The sequence below is a fragment of the Mesorhizobium sp. LjNodule214 genome (assembly GCF_964252735.1).
In the GTDB taxonomy this organism is placed as follows: domain Bacteria; phylum Pseudomonadota; class Alphaproteobacteria; order Rhizobiales; family Rhizobiaceae; genus Mesorhizobium.
The window spans coordinates 1,737,158-1,754,281 of the sequence record NZ_CAXUPE020000001.1; the positions used below are offsets into that span (position 1 = coordinate 1,737,158).

Annotated in this window: 20 protein-coding genes; 7 read left to right on the forward strand and 13 right to left on the reverse strand. The window is 61.2% G+C overall.

What is annotated here, in order from left to right:
- Positions 1-30: 30 nt before the first annotated feature.
- Positions 31-669, reverse strand: coding sequence for a thermonuclease family protein (locus ACSQ3Z_RS08340; protein WP_436170821.1), 639 nt, complete (start codon positions 667-669; stop codon positions 31-33).
- On the opposite strand from ACSQ3Z_RS08340, the gene ACSQ3Z_RS08345 reads away from it, so the two are divergent.
- On the forward strand, positions 659-883 hold the full coding sequence (locus ACSQ3Z_RS08345) for a hypothetical protein (protein WP_436170822.1): 225 nt from the start codon (positions 659-661) through the stop codon (positions 881-883). The two genes, ACSQ3Z_RS08340 and ACSQ3Z_RS08345, sit on opposite strands and share 11 nt — an antisense overlap.
- 52 nt (positions 884-935) lie before the next feature.
- Positions 936-1,472 (forward strand): hypothetical protein, encoded by a 537-nt coding sequence (locus tag ACSQ3Z_RS08350; RefSeq protein ID WP_436170823.1) that lies wholly within the window; start codon positions 936-938, stop codon positions 1,470-1,472.
- A 97-nt stretch (positions 1,473-1,569) separates the two neighbouring features.
- Here the strand turns inward: ACSQ3Z_RS08350 and ACSQ3Z_RS08355 are convergent, their stop codons facing one another.
- From ACSQ3Z_RS08355 to ACSQ3Z_RS08400, 10 genes are all read right to left on the reverse strand, one after another.
- Positions 1,570-2,142, reverse strand: coding sequence for a hypothetical protein (locus ACSQ3Z_RS08355; RefSeq protein ID WP_436170824.1), 573 nt, complete (start codon positions 2,140-2,142; stop codon positions 1,570-1,572).
- Complete coding sequence (locus ACSQ3Z_RS08360) at positions 2,139-2,723, reverse strand: L,D-transpeptidase (protein ID WP_436170825.1); 585 nt, start codon at positions 2,721-2,723, stop codon at positions 2,139-2,141. Before ACSQ3Z_RS08360 ends, ACSQ3Z_RS08355 begins: the two co-directional genes overlap by 4 nt.
- Positions 2,710-3,873: an AAA family ATPase gene (locus tag ACSQ3Z_RS08365; RefSeq protein WP_436170826.1), complete on the reverse strand. Its 1,164-nt coding sequence runs from the start codon at positions 3,871-3,873 to the stop codon at positions 2,710-2,712. The genes ACSQ3Z_RS08360 and ACSQ3Z_RS08365 overlap by 14 nt, the downstream gene beginning before the upstream one ends.
- Entirely contained in the window at positions 3,870-4,505 is a 636-nt protein-coding gene (locus tag ACSQ3Z_RS08370; RefSeq protein ID WP_436171870.1) for a TadE/TadG family type IV pilus assembly protein, read from the reverse strand. Before ACSQ3Z_RS08370 ends, ACSQ3Z_RS08365 begins: the two co-directional genes overlap by 4 nt.
- Positions 4,505-5,023: a TadE/TadG family type IV pilus assembly protein gene (locus ACSQ3Z_RS08375; RefSeq protein WP_436170827.1), complete on the reverse strand. Its 519-nt coding sequence runs from the start codon at positions 5,021-5,023 to the stop codon at positions 4,505-4,507. Before ACSQ3Z_RS08375 ends, ACSQ3Z_RS08370 begins: the two co-directional genes overlap by 1 nt.
- Entirely contained in the window at positions 5,023-6,528 is a 1,506-nt protein-coding gene (locus tag ACSQ3Z_RS08380; RefSeq protein ID WP_436170828.1) for a TadE/TadG family type IV pilus assembly protein, read from the reverse strand. The genes ACSQ3Z_RS08375 and ACSQ3Z_RS08380 overlap by 1 nt, the downstream gene beginning before the upstream one ends.
- A 72-nt stretch (positions 6,529-6,600) precedes the next feature.
- Positions 6,601-6,882 (reverse strand): hypothetical protein, encoded by a 282-nt coding sequence (locus ACSQ3Z_RS08385; RefSeq protein ID WP_436170829.1) that lies wholly within the window; start codon positions 6,880-6,882, stop codon positions 6,601-6,603.
- Complete coding sequence (locus ACSQ3Z_RS08390) at positions 6,869-8,251, reverse strand: type II and III secretion system protein family protein (protein ID WP_436170830.1); 1,383 nt, start codon at positions 8,249-8,251, stop codon at positions 6,869-6,871. Before ACSQ3Z_RS08390 ends, ACSQ3Z_RS08385 begins: the two co-directional genes overlap by 14 nt.
- A gap of 102 nt (positions 8,252-8,353) precedes the next feature.
- A complete protein-coding gene (gene cpaB, locus ACSQ3Z_RS08395; protein WP_436170831.1) occupies positions 8,354-9,394 on the reverse strand; it encodes a Flp pilus assembly protein CpaB in 1,041 nt (346 codons plus the stop codon).
- A gap of 88 nt (positions 9,395-9,482) precedes the next feature.
- Complete coding sequence (locus ACSQ3Z_RS08400; RefSeq protein ID WP_436170832.1) at positions 9,483-9,746, reverse strand: Flp family type IVb pilin; 264 nt, start codon at positions 9,744-9,746, stop codon at positions 9,483-9,485.
- A gap of 474 nt (positions 9,747-10,220) precedes the next feature.
- Between ACSQ3Z_RS08400 and ACSQ3Z_RS08405 the strand changes: the two genes are divergently transcribed.
- The 5 genes from ACSQ3Z_RS08405 to ACSQ3Z_RS08425 are packed head-to-tail and all read left to right on the forward strand — an operon-like array spanning position 10,221 to position 14,691.
- A complete protein-coding gene (locus ACSQ3Z_RS08405) occupies positions 10,221-11,606 on the forward strand; it encodes a CpaF family protein (protein ID WP_436170833.1) in 1,386 nt (461 codons plus the stop codon).
- Positions 11,606-12,577, forward strand: coding sequence for a type II secretion system F family protein (locus tag ACSQ3Z_RS08410; protein ID WP_436170834.1), 972 nt, complete (start codon positions 11,606-11,608; stop codon positions 12,575-12,577). Before ACSQ3Z_RS08405 ends, ACSQ3Z_RS08410 begins: the two co-directional genes overlap by 1 nt.
- An 18-nt stretch (positions 12,578-12,595) precedes the next feature.
- Entirely contained in the window at positions 12,596-13,546 is a 951-nt protein-coding gene (locus ACSQ3Z_RS08415) for a type II secretion system F family protein (protein ID WP_436170835.1), read from the forward strand.
- Between the two features lie 56 nt (positions 13,547-13,602).
- The gene (locus tag ACSQ3Z_RS08420; protein WP_436170836.1) at positions 13,603-14,142 is read left to right on the forward strand and encodes a tetratricopeptide repeat protein; all 540 of its coding nucleotides are present in this window, start codon (positions 13,603-13,605) and stop codon (positions 14,140-14,142) included.
- Positions 14,143-14,151: 9 nt separating this feature from the next.
- Positions 14,152-14,691, forward strand: a complete 540-nt coding sequence (locus ACSQ3Z_RS08425) for a prepilin peptidase (protein WP_436170837.1) — start codon at positions 14,152-14,154, stop codon at positions 14,689-14,691.
- A 15-nt stretch (positions 14,692-14,706) separates the two neighbouring features.
- On the opposite strand, the gene ACSQ3Z_RS08430 is transcribed toward ACSQ3Z_RS08425, so the two are convergent.
- Both ACSQ3Z_RS08430 and ACSQ3Z_RS08435 read right to left on the reverse strand, forming a co-directional pair.
- On the reverse strand, positions 14,707-15,681 hold the full coding sequence (locus ACSQ3Z_RS08430; protein ID WP_436170838.1) for a phosphatase PAP2 family protein: 975 nt from the start codon (positions 15,679-15,681) through the stop codon (positions 14,707-14,709).
- A 243-nt stretch (positions 15,682-15,924) separates the two neighbouring features.
- Complete coding sequence (locus ACSQ3Z_RS08435; protein ID WP_436170839.1) at positions 15,925-17,112, reverse strand: ABC transporter substrate-binding protein; 1,188 nt, start codon at positions 17,110-17,112, stop codon at positions 15,925-15,927.
- Between the last annotated feature and the right edge of the window lie 12 nt (positions 17,113-17,124).

Genomic DNA, 17,124 nt, shown 5'->3' on the forward strand with positions numbered 1-17,124 from the left:
AGAAATATCCGGGGCTTCGCGGCCGGCCGACTATTGCGGCGGTCCGAATATGCCCATGCCGGCAGTCCTGGCTCTAGCCTCCGCCTTGCCGTAGATACCGCCGGGCGCCGCCATCGCCCAGCCATTGGCCACCAGCCAGGCGCCGACATCCTGCTTGCCGAGCTTGCAGGGCGCGGCGATGGCGAAACGTTCGGTCTCCGGCGGCACGAAGCACTTCAGCGCCCGCCCGCGCAGCCAGGCATTGAAGGCCGCGCGGGCACGCTGACCGCAAGGCCATGCCGCCTCGCCAAACGAACAGCTTTGGTCCGGATCGACGCCCAGCGTGCCGCTGATGGCCACCGTCCTGCCCATGGCCTCGACAATCGCCGACGAAGTGGCGATCGGACGGTAGAGCAGGGTCTCCCGCCAGTCGTCCGGCATCGGCGTTTCCGGCCATGAGGCCAGACCAAGCTCGCCAAGTGGGAGGCGGGGCTCGATCCGCTCGATTGCCGATACTTCGAGCGGCGGCGGTGCAATGAGGTCCTGGGCGATCTTGCGTGCCGGCTGTTGCGGTCCCGCCTCGGGAGCGCGCGCAACGTCTGGGCTCGGTGGCCCGCCGTCGACAGCCTGTGCCGGCGCAAGATTGGGCCGGTCGACCGCGAGCAGGGCGCCCGCCCAAATGATCAGCAAGACCCCAGCCAGCAGCCCGACGGCCCCGAACGCGATCGCCGGCCCGGGCCTCTGCGCCAGACCCGCGCCGCTCATCGGCCTGCTCGCCTGGCTTGCCGCCAAAGCCGATATCGCCTGGGAAAACGGCATCGATCGTTCGCTGAACCCGTCCGCGCCGGCGATCCTCGCCGTCGGTGCAAGCATATCACAGGCTTTGTGGGCCTGCCGCCGTTAAGCCTTGTGAAATCTCTGCCGCCTAATCTGCGCCTCGGATCGTCGAGGATGACATGAAGCGCAAACCGGTACTGCTCTTTGCCTTCCCAGCCCTCATGCTGCTCATTCTGGCGGCGGAGCGAACGGCGACGTTCCTGCTCGGAGCCTATCCGTCCAGCCCCGCAATGTGGCGGATCTGGCTTGAACTGCGCCCATTGGCAACGATGTTCTGGCAGCAGGTCGGCCTTTATCTGGGTGGCTCGTTCGCGCTTGACGCCGCCATGCTGGCCAGTGCGTCCATTCTTTGCTGGATGGCCTGCCGGGCGAGGGGATCGGCCGCCTTCTTCCTGGCCAACCATGTCGCCCTGCTTTTCGCCGGGATGATGATTGCCGTCGGCAGTCATTCGGAAACGGCGAGCACGATTGCCTCATTCACCGCGCCGAGAGGCATGCAATTCTCGCTGATGGTCGACTTCACCTTGAAAAACAGCCTGGTACTGGCCCTCGGCGCTGCCGCATGCGCCTATTGCCATGTCGCCTTCCTCAGCGAGGCCAGGCAGCGCACCGAAGCGCGCGCAATCCGCATCATGGCCCTGCAGCGGGATCTTTAGAGCAATTCCAGGAAAAGCGTGAAACGGTTTTCCGTCCGGAATTGCGTCGAAACAAACGGATAGCACTCTGCGCCACCAGGCCGGGTGACCTCCGACCTCAGTTGATCTTCCGATAATAGACCTTGCCGTCCGCCTGCTGGATGCGCTGGTAGGCCGGATTTGGCGGCGGCGCGGCGGCCGGGGCCCGCTTTCTCGGCGGGCGCGGCATCTCGATCGCGTCCGGCTCCGCCATGTTTTCGGCAACGGCAGGGGCTTCCTCCGCGGTGCTTGTGGTGACCACCGTCGGCTCGGCGGCGCTCATGCCTTCGTCGCTGGCGGCAAGCGGCGGGTTCTGCTCGAGCCGGGCAATGCCGCGGTCGATCTCGTTGAAATTCGCCTGCAGGTCGCTGTCCAGTTTTTCGAACCGGCTCTGGAAGCCGTTGTTGATCGTATCGAGGCGGGCGCCGATGCGCTGCTCGAACTGCCCGAGCTGCTCCAGCCGGGTTTCGACGACGCGCAAATCGTTCATGCCGCGGTAGAGGTAGACGGCGGCCGTCAGGTTCACCAGGGTGACCAAAGCAGCGCCCGCGACGACGACGCCTATGGTGCCTTTGCGGCTTGGCTTGCCGGCGGCGACTTCCTGCGTGCCGAGTTCGATCGCCGGCATGTCCGGATCACTGATCATAGTCATTCCACCACCACCTTTGCGCCCACCGCGACGCGCTTGAAGAGATCGATCACATCGGTGTTGGTAAGGCGAAAACAGCCCGATGTTCCGTCGAAGCCGACCCCCTTGGGATCGTTGGTGCCATGGATGCGGTAGAGCGTGTCGCGCCCGTCCCGGGAGAGGTAAAGCGCGCGTGCGCCGAGCGGGTTGTAGGGACCGGCTGGCACCATGGCCGGCAGCTCCGGCTGGCGGGCGCGCATTTCCTTGGGCGGCCGCCATTCCGGCCATTCCGTCTTCGCGCCGACCTTGACGGTCCCGGTCCAGCCGAAGCCGTCGCGGCCGACGCTGATCTGATAGCGCAATGCCTGCCCCTGGCTGGTCACCAGGTAGAGCGCCTTCTCGTCCTTGCGGATGATGATCGTGCCGGCCTGTTCGCTGGTTGCGAAGGCGACCGTCTTGCGCAGGCTGGGCCCCATGGCCGGCAGCGGCGGGCGGTCCAGAAGTGCCGACCGGGCCTCGGCGAGACCGCAGGTCGACGCCAGTGCCAGGCCCATCATGCAGGCGCCGGTGAACCCTTGCGCGAAGCGGTGGCTAGCGAGCGGCATCGTCCAGCCGTTCCTTGAACATCAGCTTCAGATCCTTGTTGAAGCGCGCCCGCCTGTCCACCTCCAAAGGCAGGATAGCACGATTGAGCGCATCGGTCAGAAGCGCGTTGTCGAGCGCGACCGATTTGATGTGCGGCGCCTTGAAGATCTTTTCCAGTTCGCTGCGCGAGAAGTGGTTCCCGAACCATTTGCGCTTGTGCTTGTTGGCGACCAGCGTGATGCTCACCTTATTGCCGCGCAATTCCCGGATCTTCTTGTAGAGCCGCTTGCCCTGGCGCAGCGAGGCGACGTTGAGCTCGAAGACGATGAAGATCTCGTCGCTCGTCGACAGCACCGAATTCTGCCAGGGCGTCTCGATGTTCGGCAGGTCGATGACGATGTCGTCGAACCGGTAGGCGACGAGGTCGAGCAGCCTGAACACGAAATCGGCGCCCTGCGGCTCGAACGGCAGCTGCGGCCGCTCGAAGGAATAGAGCGTCAGGCCGGACGGGCGCGACAGCTTGATGACGTCCATCAGCTCGACGTCGAGCCTTTCCGGCATGCCGATGATCCCGGCCAGGTCGAACTGGTTGAACTGGTTGAGATAGGCGCCGCAATTGGCGCTCTGGAAGTCGAGATCGACCAGGCAGGTCGAAGCCGCGCGCTCGGATGATTTCGACGCCAGGAATTCCGCCGCCGACAGGGCCAGCGTCGTCGCGCCGGCGCCGCCGCTGGCGCCGATGAAGGTGATGATGCGGCTCTTGGTGCCCTGGTTGCCGGTGTCGTGGAAGGTGACGGCGTTGAGCAATTCCTTGGCGTCGAGCGGCTTGTGCAGCCAGTCCGAAGCGTTCATGCGCACCAGCGCCCGCGTCTGCTCCGACGTCAGTTCGTCGGAGACCGCGATCAGCGGCACCGATGCCCATTTGGCGCGCGCCTCGACGATGCCCGGCTGGCCGAGCAGCTCGCCATGGCCAAAGTCGAGGATGACGATGCCGGGGCGCGTGTCGGCGGGCGGCCCCTTGAGGAAGTCGCCCGTATCGGAAATCCTGACATCGTAGATCGCCAGCGCCTCGAGCCGGGTGGCGACATCGCGCTTGAAGTTCGGATCGGACGAGAACAGGGCGACCTGCTTGCGTTTTGTCGGAAGGACCTTGGTGTTGATGGCATTCATGACGCGGTACTCTTCAAATCTTCGCCCGTGACCGTACTCAGCATGGAGGGCATTGTGAGGTTTCCGTATCCGAGCCCGCCCAGAAAGAAGAACTGGAAGGTTATGTTCTGAAGATTGACAGTGATGGTCGGCACTGGGCCGCCCAGGCGGGTCTGATAGCCGAGGCCGGTAGCGGAGTAGGTCACGACGACGTTGCTGCGCAGCAAGCCAGGGAAGAAGTGACACATGCCGGGTCGCTGGTTTGCCGAGAGAGGCGGGCAGGCATCGTCGTTGGTGACTGCTGTGTCCCCGCGAAAGATGCGACTGAAATTAGTGGCGTCGAATGCGCCGCTGTTGGTGCAGGAGCCAGTGGCGCCGGCATAGCTGCAGGCGAACGGCCCATAGGCGCCGGCAACCACCGGAGCGCCCGGCGTCGTGGTCGGTGCGGCTGTCGCAAGCGCGGTTGCAACCGGATTGGAAATGGATGCAAGCCGGGCGCCGATCTGCACGGCCTTGGTCGCGGCATTCCACTGATATAAGGCATAGCCGAAATCGACGAAGCCGAGGGTCAAGGTAAGCAGCAGCGTCATCGCGATGGCCATTTCGACCATCGTCGCTCCGTCTTCCGATGTCACGAACCGCTTCATCATCATCAATATCGGATGAACCGCTCCTGATGGCTGGCGGTGAGCGTGATCGGGCCGATGCCGAGCAGAGAGAGCATGCCGATGCCGCTATACGCATAAGTGCCGGAAGCCGTCACAACGCAGACTTGAGATGTCGTCGAGAGGTAGAGAACGACCCCGTTGACGTCGACCGTGTTGTAGCAAGTAGAAGTGTTGATGGTCACGCTTAAACCAGGGACGCGCTCAGTGCCCGTGTTAGAAATATTGCCGCGCTCGGCAATGTTTTCTGCAACGGCGGCACAGTCAATTGTCAGATTGGCTTGAGTGTAGATTTGGCTGTTGCAACGCGCGGCGAAACGCGCTGCATCGTCAAGGCCGGCTTCCATCAACAGCTTGTCATGGATGAGATTGCCGAACTCGAACACGCCAGCCGACAAAAGCAGCATCAGCGGTGCAACTATCGCCATTTCAATAAGCACCGTGCCGCGCTGGTCGCGCCTAAATCTCCGGAGATGGCGAGCTATCAGCCGAACCATTGTCGTCATCACCGGTAAAGCTGCGCTTCGTCGCGCAGGAAGTTGTCGAGCGTTCCTTGTCCGCCGCGGCCAGTAACGTCGACCAGCTCGACCATGACCGAGGCATCGTCAGAAGGCGAAGATACCGGCTCGGTGAGGAAGAAACTGCCGAACGCTTCGACCGGCAGATCGGTGCTGTGGCCAGACAGGTCATTATCCTCTGAGAGCTCGCTGCAATTCAGGATCGCACCATAGATCAGGCGTCGATCGACCGTGGTAACCGGTGGCTGGCAGGAATTCGGCGGCGTTCCGACCTCGCCGCCCGTCGAAGCCGTTCCGACAAGTCCGTTCGCTATCTCGTGCCTGTAGACCTGGTATCGGGTCGGCTTTGTCGTATTCCAGGAAGACGGGTAGCTGGTGGAACCGAAATTGGTGCTCCAGTAGCCGGACAGGTTCCAATCTCCGTCACCCATCCGTCCGCCCATGTAGGGCGTGGTGGCATCCCTGGGCAGGCCCATGTTGCCCGTTTCATTGAACGTCAACTGGTTATACTGAGGGCATTGATTGCCATTTCCGTTCCCGGACGACGCACCCTTGCGGACGTTGGCGGCAGGGCCATATTCTGGGCTGTTGAAATGGCCACCGGCGCTAATCCCAAAACGGACGTTGAACGCATCCTGGACCGGACCGGCATTCTGACCTGTCTTGGTGGTGACCCCTTCCGCGGAATAGCAACCGATGGGCCTGGATGTGGCAATGGTCTGCGCAAGCGCCTGCGCACCGTTGCCGACACCCTCCGGCGGCTCGAGAAAGCCAAAATTGCCAGGACCGGCTGCAGCCCCGTTCCCGACCTTGCGCAGTTCTATAAGTCTCCGGTGTAGTTCAGGGTTGGAGACAGCCTCTTCGAGGGTATGTCCATCAGGATCGTTTTCATAAGGATTGCAGATGAAAACGGGGGTGTAGTCGCAGACGCCGGAGGTGAAACCGGCCACCGAGACGGTGCTGAGATTGTAGCTGGCGTCGGCAGCATTTCCCGAGGAGGCAATCGAAACGGGGAAAAACGGCGTCAAGGTCTCCGGATGTGCTGTTACCTGAATGAACCGGGTCACGATTGCCGATGCGGCATAGTTGGCTGACGTAATCGGGTCGGAGTCGTTTGCTGGAATGGAGGCGAGGAAGCACCATGAAATCTGCCCTTTCGACCGGCACGCCGAATAGGTCGAGTCCACAGTGGTGGCTCCGGTGCCGGTGGTCAGCGGTACGGTGCCTCCATCCGAGAACCTGGTGCTGTTGGAAACGAGATTGGTCAGAGCGTTCTCGGCGCGTGTCCAGGCGTCGGACCGGCCGTTCAGTTCGGCCGCGGCGGCAAGAGCCAGTGCGTCGGTGCCTTTCTGCAAGTCGTTGTGCAGATTGTTCATCCGGCTCGCGTCGATCGCCAACAGCGAGAAGCCGATGATCGCCGGCAGCATGACGCTGACGAGGATCAGCGCTATGCCGCGTTGATCGTTCCAGAACGCACGAATGGTCCCCAACATGACCTTACTCTTAGCTCCCCTGGCGCCAGAACCCCTCGTTCGCCTGGCGCGTATAAAACCGCATCCTTCTGTTCAATTCGTGTTGCCGACATTGACCGTGATGTTCGGCGCCGGTGGTGGCGGTGGCGGAATCTTGTACCTTTGCGCGACACCGGCGGCGCGCGCACCGTCGCCCTCGATGGTGGTGTTCTTCGAATTCGGATTGAGCGGGTCGACCGTCTGCAGCAGCGAGTTGAATTTCTGCGCATCACCGGCTGCCAGCGTCACCGTGTCGTAATTGTTCAGATAGTCGGCGGCGCAGCCCGTCAGCGCGCCGGCGCTCAAGAGGAGGATCAGGACGCTATTTCTTGACATAGAGCATCTTGTCCTTCGATTTGAGGTCCAGCATGTGGCCATAGGGGCCGGTCACGCCTTCGCCGAGTTCATATTTGCGAACCATATCCTTGGTCACTTCCAGCTGCCCGAGGATGAAGAATTCCGGGTCGTTGGCCGGCCGCGTCTTGTCGAACTGCGTCGCCAGCTGTTGGCCTGGTTTTACCGGCCGCACAAGATGCGGGGTGACGATGACGACCAGCTCGGTCTCTTCTTTCTGATTGCTCGAATTGCGGAACAGCGCGCCGACAACCGGCACCTGGCCAAGCCAGGGCACCTGTCGCTGGAGCTTGGTGTTCTTGCTCGACAAAAGCCCGCCGACCGCGAAGCTCTGGCCGTCGCGCAGTTCGACGACGGTCGACAATTTGCGGTTGGTGAAGATCGGATCGCCGGCGCTGGTGAAGCCGGTCAGGTCGCTCACTTCCGGCGCCATAATGATATGGATCTTGTCGTCGGCGAGCACGATCGGCGTGAACAGCAGATTGACGCCAAACTGCTTGTACGTGATGGTGACCCCATTATCCTGGGTGAGGGTGCGAACCGGCACTTCGCCGCCCGCGTTGAAGCTGGCGGGCTCGCCGGAAAGCGTCGTGAGATTGGGTTCGGCAAGGGTGCGCACCACGCCCTTGTCTTCGAGCGCCTCGATGATCAGGTCAACCTTGATGTTGCTGTCGATGATTTGGGTGATCAGCGCCGCGAACGGGTTGGTGTTCGACAGCAGGCCACTGGCCAGATCTCCGGCTCCGAGCACCACCTTGTCCTTGTCAACCGCGCCAATGCCGGTTGCAAACTTGGTTGCATTGCTGCGGCCCACGAACGATACGCCGAGATCGCGGCCGGCATTGCGCTTGGCTTCGAGGATGCGGACTTCCAGGTTGACCTGCTGGCTGTCGTCGACGATGACGGAGTTGATGATGGCGTCGGGCCCATATTGCTGGGCCACCTCCATGATCGAGGCCAGCGTCGCAGCGTCCTTGACGTGGCCACCAAGCCTCACCTTGCCGTTGATCGAACCGATTTCGATGCGCGACTTGGGCGCCACCTGACGGATCGCCTGCGCCATGTCGCTGACGTCGACCCCGACCTCGACCTGGATGACGCCAAGCGAACGCTTGTCTTCGGAAAACAGGTTGACGGTTGTGGTGCCGGCATTCTTGCCGATGACATAGAGCGTCCTGTCGGTCATCGGCTGGGCGTCGGCGATCTTCTCGTCGCCGACGACAATGTCGCCGAGCGTCGCGTTCACCTGGATCGTCACCGATTGCGACGTGGGTATGAAGACACGGTGGACGCTGGGGTTGGACACGTCGATGTTGCGGTCCGCGGCATGTGTCGCAAAGCTGAGTAGCATTGCAAAACAAGCCAAAGCGGTCGTCGCCAGTGGTCCCCAGAACGCACGCATCTACGCTACCCCCTACCGGCTGATTCGGATTCCTATCCTAATATGCCGGTATTATTTCTGTCGCGGCACATCGTATGTTTCGAGCTTTATACCTCGAAAGACACCGACTGTCGCTCGAGCCGGCGGTTCCGGCTGTACATATTTGACCACTTCCTTGACGATTTCCTTCACTTGCGGCGCAGATGCCACAGCCGGGGCCGGCTTGATCTTGCTGAGATCGTCGAGCCTGCTTCCTACCCGATCGACTGCCTGGGCCAGTCCGGCCAGCTTGTCGTCGGCGCGCTTTCGCTCGGCTGCCGCCTCGGCTTCCATAGCGGCCTGCCTGTCAAGTTCCGCCTGCCGTTTGGCGACATCCTCGGGCGTATCGCCGGTCAAGTCCGCGAGTGTGACGCGTTCTGTGGTTTCGCCGTTGCTGGCCGCAGCCTGGCGAAGCGCGAGCGACAACTGGCCTGCGCCGGCTGCCAATGTCAGCTTCTGTGCATCCTTGGTGCTGACTTCGACCGTCACGGCCTTGACCACGGTCGGGCTGTCCTTGCTCTCGTCGGCCACCTGGTCGACGGCAAGCACCTTGACGCTCTGCAGCAGCACGTCGACGAAACTCTTGTCCGCCCCTCCGTCGCTGCGAACAGTCCGTGTCAACAGAACATCGACACGATCACCGGGGAAGACGAAGCCGGCAACGCCAAGCACGTCGTTGACCCTGATCGAAACGGCTTTCATGCCCTCGCTCAGCACTGCCGATAGCGTGGCGCGCTGGCCGGGGCCGGTGATCTTGGTGGCGAGAACAGGTTCGTTGGCCCCGATAGCCTGCAATGCCTGTTTCGTGCCTTCGCCGGAAAGAAGATCTTTGGTTGTCTTGAATGCGCCGACCGGAACTGCACCCACCGGCCATGCGATTTCTCGCAACTTGTCTGCGGTCAGTGTGTCACCGAATTTGAGCGGTACGCTCGCCACAACGACAGTGTCGTGCTTGACTCCGTCGGACTTCGCCAGCGCACTGCGCTGATTTGCTAGCCAGATATTGGCAAGTACCACCGCCAGTACGCCGAACACGCCGGCGAGGACGATCATGATGATTGTATTGGCGCGCATAGACCCCAAGCCCCAAATCTAGTGAATCGCCCGCCCTGGGCGAAATAGGGCCCGGGCATTGCTGCCCGGACCCTGGATACTTCTGTGGTTAGCTACCAGTGCCGGTGAGGCCGCAGCTGCCGGGAACGCCGGCGCCATTCATGGCATTGCAAAGGCCGGTGAATCGTCCCGTCACCCACAACCCGATGCCGACGATGATCAGAATAGATGCAGCGGCGATGATGCCGATCAGGATGGAATATTCGACCATAGCAGCGCCGTTTTCGTCGTCGCGGAACTGCCGGGCCATCGTCATGAGCTTCTTCATGCCAATTTCTCCCTTTGGAGGTTTGAACCCGACGAGACGAGCCAAGGATGAACCCCATACCCAGCATCCCCCGTCGACTTGATCTAAGTCCCGACAAAAAGCGAAGTCAAACGGGATTAACAGTTCCTTAACTTTCGAATACCTGATCGGAAGCAAGTTCGATTTCGACAAGGGATTGATTCGCTTAATTTTTCAAGCGTTCTTAACCATTCGTTCACAATTGTGTCTCACCCATGGCGAAAGCCCCATCATATTAGGGTGTATGCATAGTCCTTTATATGTAAGGGTTTACCGGGGTTCGCGGGCGGCACATTCACACGTTGCAGAGCGAAACGTTTCGTGAGGCTCGAGTTGAGGTGTGCTCCCGGATGCACAGTCTCAAAATAAAACGATTTTTTCGGGGTCTTGTCTTAACTATGTTGTAAGTATTCGACCTTCTCGGCCACCCGCGGCGCTTGTGCCCTGCGTGGTTAACGCTTAGTTTCTGGCCTTGGGGATTCCAAGGGGGACTAGGGCGATATGTTAGGCCGCTTCATCAAGGGACCGAATGAGCCGCGGGCGTTGCAGCCGACACCCGTCGTGGCGGCGTCGAATGGAGCGGCAATCGTTCCGGTGGCAGAGGCTGAACCGTATGGCGATGATTTTCTGACGCTGAAGGTCGAGCTGCACCGCCATCTCATCGACCGGTTCAACCTGACCGCCCTTGAAAGTGCCTCCAAGGACGAAATCCTGAACGAGATCAGGCCGATCGTGCGGGAATTTGTCCGCGGTCGAAATGTGCCACTCAATGCGCGAGAGCTCGATCAACTGACCAGCGACACCGCCGACGAGATGCTTGGATTGGGGCCGATCGAACCGCTGCTCAAGGACGATTCCATCGCTGATATCCTGATCAACACCCACAACCGCGTCTTCATCGAGCGCCGTGGCGTGATCGAGGAAACCGCGATCCGTTTCCGCGACGAGGCGCACCTGCTGCGTATCATTAACAAGATCGTCTCGGCCATCGGCCGCCGCGTCGATGAATCCGCGCCGATGGTCGATGCCCGACTGGCAGACGGTTCGCGCGTCAACATTGCGGTGCGGCCGATTTCGGTGGATGGCCCGCTGGTCTCGATCCGCAAATTCTCCAAGAATCCCTATTCGCTCGAACGCCTTATGGCATTCAACTCGATCCGCCAGCCAATGGTCGACATGCTCAAGATCGCGGTGCAGGCGCGCAAGTCGATCCTGGTGTCAGGCGGCACCGGCAGCGGCAAGACGACCTTGCTCAACGCGCTGTCGAGCTACATCCCAGCCAGGGAGCGCCTTATCACCATCGAGGACGCGGCGGAGCTACAGTTGCAGCAGCCGCATGTCGGCCGACTCGAGACGCGCCCGCCCAACATCGAGGGCAAGGGCGAGGTTCGCCAGCGCGAATTGCTCAAGAATGCGCTGCGCATGCGCCCCGACCGCATCATCGTCGGCGAGGTTCGCGGCGAGGAAGCCTTCGACATGCTGCAGGCAATGAACACCGGCCATGAAGGCTCGATGACCACCATCCATGCCAACACGCCGCGTGATGCGATTTCGCGCCTTGAGCAGATGGTTGGCATGGCCGGCATGCCGATGACCCATGAGTCCATTAGGGCGCAGATAGCTTCGGCCATCGACATCATCGTGCAGACGCAGCGTCTTTCCGATGGCGGCAGGCGGGTCATCTCCATATCGGAACTGACCGGCATGGAAGGCAATGTCGTCCAGCTCCAGGAAATCTATCATTTTGTTCGGCGTGATGTCGGTGCCGACGGTACGATCATCGGAGATTTCCGGGCAACCGGTGTTCGCCCGCGCTTTGCCCAGGAGGCGGCGACGCTGGGGCATCATTTTGCGAAGGATGCCTTCAATCCGCAGGCTGCGCTGTAATGCTGACCGGACAGACGGCGCTCTATTTCATCTACGTGCTGGCTGCCGCTTCGGTGATCCTTGCAGTCGAGTCTCTCTACGTGTCGTACTCGGCGCGGCGTGTAAGGCTCGGTGTCATCAATCGCCGGCTCAAGCGGCTTGGAGAGGAGGGGCCGGCGGAACAGGCCTTACAAGGTCTTTTGCGCGAGCGAGGCTTGAGCTCCACCGGCGACTACCTTTTTGGAGCAATAGGTCTAAACAGGCTTTATACGCAGTCAGGCACCACTGGGAATCCGATCCTCTTTGCGGTGATCTTCCTGCTTGCGGGACTGGTTGTAGGACTTCTCGCTACACTGGTCTTCAACCTGCAGATGGTTGTCGGGTTCATTGCCTTTCTCGTCATCGGCTTCGTGCTGCCCTTGCTGGTTCTGCGGCGAGCACGCAATAAACGAATCCTCAAATTCGCCCGGCAACTTCCCGACGCTCTCGACATGATCGTGCGGTCGCTCAGGGCCGGCCACCCGGCATCGGTGGCAATCAGCTTGGTTTCACGTGAGATGCCTGACCCGATAGGAACCGAATTCGGCATCGTGTCCGACGAGATCACTTTCGGTCTCAGCCTGGAGCAGGCAGTGCGAAAGCTGTCGGAGCGGGTCGGCTTCGAAGGGTTGCATTTGCTGTCGGTGTCACTCTCTATCCAATCCAAGACCGGCGGCAACCTCACGGAAATCCTGGCCAATCTTTCGGGGGTCCTGCGTGAACGGCAAAAGCTTCGCTTGAAGATCAAAGCGCTTACGGCTGAAGGCCGAGTGTCGGCCTGGATCATATCCTTGTTTCCTGTGGTGATGTTCCTGATCCTTCAGCTGACCGCGCCCTCCTACTATGGATTAGTCTGGAACAATCCGCTGATGTTGCCTGCGTTTATAATTTTCGGGGGTTGGGCGCTGTTGGGCGACTTCATCATGTATCGCATGGTCAACTTCGATATCTAACGGGGGCGAAGCACAGAATTGTTCGCGAACTTGCAGGACCTGAGTCTACTCATCTCCATTGCGGTCTTTCTGACCGCGGTAGCGCTTTTCCTTTTCGGAGCGCTCATCATGCTGCCGGCGCTGCAGACGCGAAAACTGGTGACGCAGAGCCTGATTGCCGAAGGCATTCCCAATCGCCGGTCCCTGCTGGGACAGGAGCAGCTTGCTAAGATCGCTGCCCAACGTCCTATCCAAGCCTATTTCCGGACTGTCGAGAAGGAGCACGGCGAACCAAATGCGCTGGAAGCCAAGCTTTTCCGCGCCGGCTTCTATCAAGCCGGCGCGCCGGTGATCTACACCTTGTCGCGGCTCACTGTCGTGTGTCTGGGCTTCCTGGGTTGCTATGCGATTCTGTCGCAGGTTCTGCCGCCATATTTGCCGGCTTTCTTACCCTTCGTCGTCTCCGCTCTGTTCGGTCTCGCCTGCCTGGTGATTCCAAGCGTCATGCTCGACCGCTTTGAAAATGGACAGAAGAAGATCTACCGGCGCGGCTTTCCCGACTTCATGGACATGATGATCACCTGCGCCGATGCCGGCATGAGTCTGGAGGCGGCGGTCGAGCGTGTCAGCCAGGAACTGGCCGGCACCCACAAATGGCTGGGCATTCAACTCGCGATCATGAATCTGCAAATGCGCGCCGGCAAGCCGTTGCGGGATGCGTTGCGTGAACTCGCCGACCGCCTGGGACTTGAAGAGGCACGGGCTTTGGCGGTGCTTTTCAGGCAGTCGGAAGAACTTGGCACCAGCCTGACCGACGCTTTGCGGGTTTACAGCGACGAGATGCGAAGCCAGCGGATCCTGCTCGCCGAGGAGCGCGCCAATTCCCTGCCGGTCAAAATGATGATCCCTTTGGGACTTTGCGTTTTTCCGGTTGTGCTTATGGTAATTCTGCTGCCTGTAATCATCCGGATGAAGGGCGTTTTCTTCTAGTTATGCGTACACTTTGATTCTAATGTGGCGTCGGGGAATCCCTAGGGGAAGTCTATATGAGATGGCAAAATGCGGCCGCAGCCGGCCTATTGATCATGGCGATCGCCGGCTGCCAGACGGACGCCACCGACGGTGTCGTTCGCACCAACGAACCCTCCAAGGGTGACGTGACGGCTTTTGGCGATGCATTCGACGGGCTGAAGACGGTCAGCGATGTCGAATACTATGCCTCCGACCTGGCCGTCGCCGAAGCCAGGAACCAGTTCCGCGCGGAAAATTACGGCAATGCCGGCGCGCTGTTCTACAAGGCGACGCAACTGGCGCCCAATGACGGTGTTGCCTGGCTGGGCCTTGCCGCCTGCAGCGACCGCATCCGGCGCTTCGACCTTGCCGACCGGGCCTATAGCCGGGCGTTCAAGCTGATTGGCGGGACACCCGAATATTACAACAATGTCGGCTATTCCTATCTGCTGCGCGGCAAGCTGCAGGACGCGCGCACCAACTTCCTCAAGGCCTACGAGCTGGCGCCCAAGGATCCGACCGTGGCCAACAATCTGAAGCTCCTCGCCTCCAGCGTGCAGAACGTCGAGCGGTAGAGCGCCTCGATGTTGTTTGCCGCATCGCTGCTGCTGAAGGCGTTGGCGATCCCTCTGCTTGCCAGGATCGCCTGGCTCGACTTCACCACCCAGAAGATATCCAACAGCAACGTGCTGCTCCTGCTTTGCCTGGGCGCCGGCTCACTGCTGTTGTTGGCCCTACCGTCCGGCTCCTGGTGGGACATGGGGCTGAGCGCGGTTGCCGGTCTCTTGCTGTTTGTCGTGCTTTTCCCGTTCTGGGTCTTGCGCAAGGTCGGCGCCGGCGATGTCAAGCTGATGGCGGTCATACCGTTCCTTGTCGGCGGCAGCGGCCTCGTCGTGTTTTCTCTGCTGCTCATGGTGTTCGCCGTGGCCATGGCCGTGGTGATGAAAAACCCGTTTCTGCTGCCGGCAGGCGCTTTTCGCCTCTATGTCCAGCACATGGACCGCAAGGGCGTCGTGCCTTTCGGCGTGCCGATTTCGGCAGCTGCGACTGGCGCTATCGCCTTCCAGATATACGGGAGTTGGGTGCTGGCCAGCAGTTCTGGAGTTCTGCAGCAGCTCAACTAATTCTTGGCTGTTCGCTTAGACCCATCGCCCGCTATATCGCCAGATCATCACAGTTGCGACGATCGCCAGATAGCCGTCGGTGGCGTAGTGCCATCCGAAGTAGATCGAGCCGAACATGATAAGGCCTGCGTAGATCCAGGCGATCAAGCCGGCCCATCGGTTGAGGCTCCAGAGGAAAAGGGCGTTCAGCACAGCGATGGCAACGTGGAAACTCGGCATGGCCGAAATACCGGTACCGATCGACGCTTTGTGGGTCGTGTAGGACGAATAAAGATAGTCGGCGATGAGGAGGATGTCGGGGCCAGCATTGCTCGCCCTTAGCGACGCCATGAGGTCTTCGAACCTGTCAGACCCAAACATCCGGTCGTAGAAGATCGGCCCAGCCGAGGACGCGGCCAACCTCACGATCACGCCCAGCACAATCACCGTGGCGATGAGCGACAGGAAGTAGCGCTGACGCTTCGCTGCATCGTCAAGCCAGGCTGCGACGACAACGATGCCAGCAAGCAGAACGAACCACAGATGTGCATAAAGGACATAGAGCGCCCGATCGGCGAAGGCCGGAATTGGCAGGGCGCGCGCCCATTGCCAAGGATCGCCGAAATGCAAGGCCGCGTCGATGCTCGCCAGGATCTGATCGGCGAAGAACGGCACCATCTGCGAGAATTCGTGCTTGAAGGTTGTGAACGCAGCCAGACAAAGGATGAAGATTCCGAGCGTGCACGCCGCTCCGATGCCTCGTGACTTCAGCTTGTCCCGCAACCAGCTGAGCGGGGAGCGCGGCCGGTTGATGATGGCGGCAATGGCGAGGCCGAGCAATATCAGGAAGGGCAGCATGAGGTAGAGAAGTCTCAGCCTGTAGGTGCCCAGCGCCGCAAAATAGGTGTCGGGATAGAGGTAGGCCGCGAGCCCGGCATAGCATAGGCAGAACACTGCGAGCTTTGCGGAAGCAGAGAAGCGCGGTCGTTCTAGGGCTAGATCAGGCGCCATTTCCATTGCCGCACCGGCTTCTTCTTGACGATGGGGAGAGGCGGTGGTTCGCCGGAGACCGTCGGCCTCGGAGGCTCAAGCACCAGGCGTTCGATGAGCGCAACAGCACCTGCGCTGATCGCGCCAACAAGCGCCACAATGAAAAGCCGCCTGAGAAAGTCCAAATCAGACCCCGCTCCCGACCGGAGAATGCGACCGGTTGCACCAAAACGCAACCAACTTCCTTCGGCTGGCCCGGCCCCCTCAAAACCCCGACGTCGACTTCTCCACCAGCTTCAGCGCGCCCTTCTCGACCCGGTAGAACGGCATCGAGCGCTGGCTGGATCCATCCGCCCTGAACCTGAACAGGCCGGTCGATCCGCGGAAGCCGCTCGGGTTTTCCAGCACCTGCTTGCTGAAGCCGTCGGGACCGACGGCGCTGGCGATGCCGGCGGTCAGCGCAACCATGTCATAGGCGTAGGCGACGTTGACGTCGGGCTGGTAGTTGTATGTCGTCTTGAAGCGGTCGGCGATCGGGCCTGTCTCGCCCTGGTCGAGCGTGGCGATGTAGGCGCTTTCGAACAGCGGATCCATCGGGTGCTCCAGCCAGCGGTCCGTTCCGATGAGCTTCGTCGTCTTGCCCGGGATGCCTTTCGATTTCAGCGCGGCAAGCAGCGGCGCCGGGCCGGCGTCTCCGCTGGCGACGATGACGGCGTCCGGGGCTTCCACCAGCGAGCCCATGTCGGCAATCGCCTTGGCACCGCCGTCGGTCAGCGAATAGGGCAGGGTGACGGCGAGCGACGCGCCATAGATGCTGAGGCTGTTGGCGACCCGCTTTTCGACAATGCCGGCATTGGCGCCCGACGCAACCAGCAGCACGAATTTCTTGGCACCCTTGGCGGCAATGGCCGCGGCACCCGCTGCCGCGCTGTCGGCTTCGGTGAGCCGCACAGCGTAGACGCCGGGGCCGCCGGCGAAATTGTCGGCCAGCGCCAGCACCGGCGGCCGGTTCGAGCCCGACAGCTTGGCGATATGCTGCGCGGCCGGCAGTTCGCTCGGGCCGATGACGACCTTCGATCCCGTCGTGATCGCCTTGACCGCCAGGTCCTTGGCGTAGCCCGAGTCGCCGCGCGTGTCCTCGACGGTCAGCGTGAGGAGGTTGTTGCCGAGGTCGGTCATCGCGAGCCTGGCGGCGTCGAACATCTTGCGGCCGTCCTGTCCCGCGGTTCCCGGGGCCGACAGTGGCAAGAGCATGGTGATCTTCGTCGAGCCCGTGCCGAGCGACTGCGTCGCCTGCGGCGGGGCGGCAGCAGCCATGCCGGCCGGCGCATTTGGCACGGCGATCTGGGCCGGGTCGAGCGCTTCGGTCACGCTGCCTTTCGACTGGCAGCCGGACAGGGTCGCCGCGATCGCCAGCGCGATCGCCCCCGACAGCTTTTTCTTGGCTCTCATCGACTGCCGGCC